At 58.0% G+C, this 255-nt stretch carries 1 pseudogene; it reads right to left on the bottom strand.

Going from position 1 to position 255, the window contains the following annotated elements:
- Positions 1 to 255, bottom strand: a pseudogene (locus PZA18_RS24665) (transposase); the annotation flags it as partial.

Raw genomic sequence — 255 nt, 5'->3', positions numbered from 1 at the left:
TCCCTTGCTCACGGGCTTGCTGCACAATAGCGTCATTGTCATAAGCCTTATCACCGATCAGATTCTGAGCCGAAATCCCTTCAATCAACGCCTGGGCTTGGCTGCAATCCGCCCGGCTGCCCTCGGTGATCCTTATCCGGACCGGCATGCCATGCGCATCCACGGCAAGGTGGAGCTTGGTATTGAGCCCCCTTTTGTCCGGGCCATGCCCTCATTGCCGCCGATTGCTCCACAGGCATGAGGGTGGACTTTGCA

The organism is Parachitinimonas caeni (genome assembly GCF_030129945.1).
Lineage (GTDB): Bacteria > Pseudomonadota > Gammaproteobacteria > Burkholderiales > Chitinimonadaceae > Parachitinimonas > Parachitinimonas caeni.
The sequence above is the reverse complement of the archived record's forward strand: the minus strand, read 5'-3'. Positions and strand labels throughout refer to the sequence as shown.